Source organism: Methylobacterium sp. WL116 (assembly GCF_008039455.1).
GTDB lineage: Bacteria > Pseudomonadota > Alphaproteobacteria > Rhizobiales > Beijerinckiaceae > Methylobacterium.
Map to the genome: position 1 here is coordinate 1 of NZ_VRUV01000413.1, position 4,131 is coordinate 4,131.

Below are 4,131 nucleotides of genomic sequence, written 5' to 3' on the forward strand. Positions count from 1 at the left end.
CCTCGCGGAGCGCCGCGTAGGCGGCCCAGAGCGGGCGGAGCGCCGTGTCGAGCAGCGCATTCGCGGCGTCGTCGCCGTGCCCGTCGATGGCGGCCTGCGCCTGGGCGTAGGAGAGCTTGGCGCGCGAGCGCATCATCACCCGGTGGAACGTGTGCTTGCGCTTCGTCCCGTCGGCGGCGACCACCATCCGCACCGCCAGCGCCGGGCGGTCCTCGCCCTCGCGGAGCGAGCACAGGTCGTTGGAGATACGCTCGGGCAGCATCGGCACGACCCGGTCGGGGAAGTAGACCGAGTTGCCGCGCTCCAGCGCCTCGCGGTCGAGGGCCGAGCCGGGGCGGACGTAGGCCGCGACGTCGGCGATCGCCACGGTGACGACGAAGCCGCCGGGGTTGCCGGCGTCGTCGTCGGCTTGCGCCATCACCGCGTCGTCGTGGTCCTTGGCGTCGGGCGGATCGATGGTCAGCAGCGGGCGGTCGCGCCAATCCTCGCGGCCCTTCATCGTGGCGGGCTTGGCCGCGTCGGCCTCGGCCAGCGTCGCCTCCGCGAACACGTGCGGGATGTGGTGGAGGTGCAGCGCGATCAGGCTCACCGCCTTTTCGGAACCGAGCGAGCCGAGGCGCTCGCGCACCCGGCCGCGCGGCAGCCCGAAGCGGGTCTCGCGCTCCAGCGTGACGCTGACGAGGTCGCCCTCGCGGGCCTCGCCCTCCTCGCCGGGCGGGATCAGGATCTCGCGGCCCTGCGAGCGCTTCTCCACCGGCACGATGCGGCCACCTTGGGCGCCCTCGCGGAACACGCCGATGATCTCGGCCTTGTTCTTTCCGATCACCTTGACGACGCGGCCGGTGTAGCGCCCGTCGGCGCCGTCGGGCTCGACCCTGAGCAGGGCGCGGTCGCCGATGCCGGCGGTCAGGCCCCGCGGCTTGCGGCCGCCGCGCGGCGCGTGGAGCACGATGGTCGGCGGCTTGCCCGTCCCGTTGCCCGTCCCATCGCCCTTGCCGGCATCCCACTCGGCGGGAAACGCCAGGAAGTCGCCGTTGCGGTCGCGCGAGCGGATGTCGGCCAGCACCACCGGCGGCAGGCGCCCGGCCTTCGACAGGCCGCCGCGCCCGCGGGCGATGTCGCCGTCCTCCTCGATCTCCTTGAGGATGCGCTTCAAGCCGATCTTGTCGGCGCCCTTGATGCCGAAGGCCTGCGCGATCTCGCGCTTGCCGACCGTGTCGGTCGCCTGCGCGATGAAGGCGACGATCTGCTCGCGCGAGGGGAGGGACGGCTCCCCCGCCTGGGTGTTGATGCGTTTGGCCAAAGGCTGTTCAGCTCGCTCGCGCCGCGCGCGGCGACGGTTCTGTTCGGGGATCGCGATCGAGGACCGCGCGTCTGTTCCCCAACATGGTGCTGCGCCCGATCCGGAGCAACATCGGCGCCGCCGGCCCTCGACAGGCGTCGGTCGCCGGTCTCCGCTCGGTGAGCATTTTCAAGCGGGGCGGATCCCGGCCCGCGTGAAGACAATACGGCCTCACGACAGGACAGAGCATCGTCCGCGATCCCTGGATCACGGACGATGCTCTAGCCGGTGGAGGCCGACTTGCGGATCGTCTCGACGGCGGCGTCCACGTCGAAGCCCGGCGCGATCAGGTCCTCGAGGGCGAACGGCGCGGCCCGAGGCAGGGTCAGGTTCACCTGGCCTTCGGCCGGCTGGAGCTCCGGCGCCTCGGCCGCCTTGATCGCCAGGGTCCAGGCGCCGTCGATGCGCAGCGATGCCGCCTCCGGCGGGTCGGCCGCCAGCGCCGCGAGCTTCTCCCGCGCCGCGTCGCGGCAGGCAAGGCTCGTCCGGTCGTCGGAGATCAGCGCCGCCTTGATCAGCTCGGCCAGGGCGTCCCGGACCCGTTCCACGCTCTCGTTCATGCCCAGCTCTCGTTGATGCCACGCCCGTCCTGCGACCCGCGGTCCCCGGCGCGTGGCAATCGCGGTGCCACTCGGCGCTCAGTACGGCGTGCCCTTCTGCCGCTGGGCCTTCAGCGCCTCGGCGTACCAGGCCAGCTCGTCGAGGAACTTGCCGGCGGCCTTGGTCAGCCACGGCTCGGCGGCCGTGCCCGCCTCGTCCAGCACCTTGCCGACCCGCGGCACCGGCAGCAGCGAGGGGATGCTCGGCATGCCGAGCTCGGCCAGCATCGCCCGAAGCTGCATCGCCGCGCGCACGCCGCCGTACTGCCCGGCCGAGTAGCAGCAGATCGCCGAGGGCCGCCAGTAATACTCCTCCAGGAAGTGGTCGAGGGTGTTCGACAGGGCCGGCGGCACCGAATGGTTGTACTCGGCCGAGACCACGGCGAACGCGTCGGCCCGGCGGTAGAGCGCCGCCAGCGCCTCGAGCTTCGGCGGCGCCTCGTCCTTCGGGTGCTCCTTGTACATCCGGTCGAGCAGCGGCAGCTGCAGCTCGGCGGGGTCGACCAGCGGCGCCTCCCAGCCGCGCCGCACCAGCTCGGCGATCAGGAATCGCGCGACGCGAAGACCCTGCCGGTCCGAGCGGACGGAGCCGAGGATCACCGGGCAGACGAGGGCCATGGGACAATCTCCTGCAGGGGGCCGGAACGACGCGCCGATCGCGCTGCCCGTCAGGATAGCACGCGCAGGCCGTGGGGCGTCGCGATCTCGGCGCGGTAGCCGAACGCCCCGGCCCGGACCGCCGGCGCGTCCGCGAGCCGAAGCGTCCGGTACAGGGCGGCGATCCGGTCGGGATCGGGGTGCGTGAGGGTGAGGCCGGCCAGCCGGCAGCCGAGATCGGGCATCGCGCCGGCCGGGTGCGGGCCTTCGCCGGCGGCGGGGTCGTCGCGGCGCCGACCTACTTCCCGATGAGCGGCGGCACCGGCCTGATGGGAGAGGCCGGCCCCGAGGCGATCCTGCCGCTGCGCCGCGGCCCCGACGGCCGCCTCGGGGTCGGCGCCGGATCGGGCGGCCGGCCCGTCGCGGTCACCGTCAACATCGCCACGCCGGACGCAACCTCGTTCCGCAAGTCCGAGGCGCAGGTGACCGCGAGCCTCGCCCGCGCCGTGGCGCGCGGCCAGCGGGCGCTATGATCGGAGGAGGACCGATGCCGGACGATTTCCACGAGGTGTCCTTTCCCCTCGACGTGGCGCTGCGCGGCAGCGGCGGCCCGAGCCGGCTGACCGAGATCGTCACGCTGGCCTCGGGGCGGGAGCACCGCAACAGCCGCTGGGCCGATTCGCGCCGGCGCTACGATGCCGGCTTCGGCATCCGCTCGCTCGACACGCTCCATGCGGTTCTGGGCTTCTTCGAGGAGCGGCGCGGGCGGCTCTACGGCTTCCGCTACCGCGACCGGGCCGATTTCCGCTCCGGGCCGCCGGGCCGGGTGCCAACGCCGACCGACCAGCGCCTCGGCATCGGCGACGGCGCGACCGCCGCCTTCCCTCTGGCGAAGACCTACGGTGCCGGGCCGACGCCCTACCGGCGGACGATCGCCAAGCCGGTCGCGGGGAGCGTGCGGGTGGCGGTCGCCGGGATCGAGGTGGCGGCCGCGGGCTTCGCCTGCGATCCCGCGACCGGGCTGGTCGTGTTCGGCGCCGGCTCGGTGCCGGCGGCCGGCGCCGTGATCACCGCAGGCTTCGCCTTCGACGTGCCGGTCCGGTTCGACACCGACGACCTCGTCGTCAACCTCGAAGCCTTCGCCGCGGGCGAGATCCCGAAGGTGCCGCTCGTCGAGATCGTGCCGTAGGGAGTTCGGAACCATGCGCGACCTGCCGCCCGCCTTCGCCGCCCACCGCGCCGGCGGGGTCACCACCCTCTGCCGATGCTGGGCCCTGCGCCGCCGCGACGGCGTCGCCCTCGGCTTCACCGACCACGACCGCGACCTCGCCGTGGCGGGCCTGACCTACGCCGCCCGCACCGGGCTGGAAGCGGCCGAAGCCGCGGCCGAGCTCGGCTTCGCCGTCTCCGGCGCGCTCGCGAGCCTCGGGCTGACCGAGGCCGACATCGCCGGCGGCCTCTACGACGGCGCCGGGATCGAGACCTGGCTGGTGGACTGGACCGACCCGGACACCCGCCTGCTGCTCGACGTCGGCACGCTCGGCGAGATCCGCCGGGCGGGCGACGCCTTCGTCGCGGAGGTGCGGGGCCTGG

General features: G+C 73.9%; 6 protein-coding genes and 1 pseudogene. 3 read left to right on the top strand and 4 right to left on the bottom strand.

Translation table 11 applies throughout. From position 1 onward, the window contains the following. The 4 genes from FV223_RS21665 to FV223_RS30700 form a co-directional block, all read right to left on the bottom strand. Window positions 1–1,303 (bottom strand): RNB domain-containing ribonuclease (locus FV223_RS21665; protein ID WP_147728934.1); only part of this gene is annotated, 1,303 nt, incomplete at its 3' end. 260 nt (window positions 1,304–1,563) lie between these two features. Then, window positions 1,564–1,902 carry a hypothetical protein gene (locus tag FV223_RS21670; RefSeq protein ID WP_147728935.1) on the bottom strand — a complete coding sequence of 113 codons (339 nt, stop codon included), beginning with the start codon at window positions 1,900–1,902 and terminating at the stop codon, window positions 1,564–1,566. 78 nt (window positions 1,903–1,980) lie between these two features. Beyond that, window positions 1,981–2,559, bottom strand: a complete 579-nt coding sequence (locus FV223_RS21675; protein ID WP_147728936.1) for an NAD(P)H-dependent oxidoreductase — start codon at window positions 2,557–2,559, stop codon at window positions 1,981–1,983. 50 nt (window positions 2,560–2,609) lie between these two features. Next, entirely contained in the window at window positions 2,610–2,783 is a 174-nt protein-coding gene (locus FV223_RS30700) for a hypothetical protein (RefSeq protein WP_187276202.1), read from the bottom strand. 6 nt (window positions 2,784–2,789) lie between these two features. Here FV223_RS30700 and FV223_RS21680 point away from each other — a divergent pair. From FV223_RS21680 to FV223_RS21690, 3 genes and pseudogenes are all read left to right on the top strand, one after another. Then, window positions 2,790–3,071: pseudogene (locus FV223_RS21680) on the top strand (phage tail tape measure protein); the annotation flags it as partial. 14 nt (window positions 3,072–3,085) lie between these two features. Next, window positions 3,086–3,727, top strand: coding sequence for a DUF2460 domain-containing protein (locus tag FV223_RS21685; RefSeq protein ID WP_147728937.1), 642 nt, complete (start codon window positions 3,086–3,088; stop codon window positions 3,725–3,727). A gap of 13 nt (window positions 3,728–3,740) precedes the next feature. Further along, window positions 3,741–4,131, top strand: a 391-nt coding sequence (locus FV223_RS21690) for a DUF2163 domain-containing protein (protein WP_147728938.1), incomplete at its 3' end; no start/stop codon positions are given.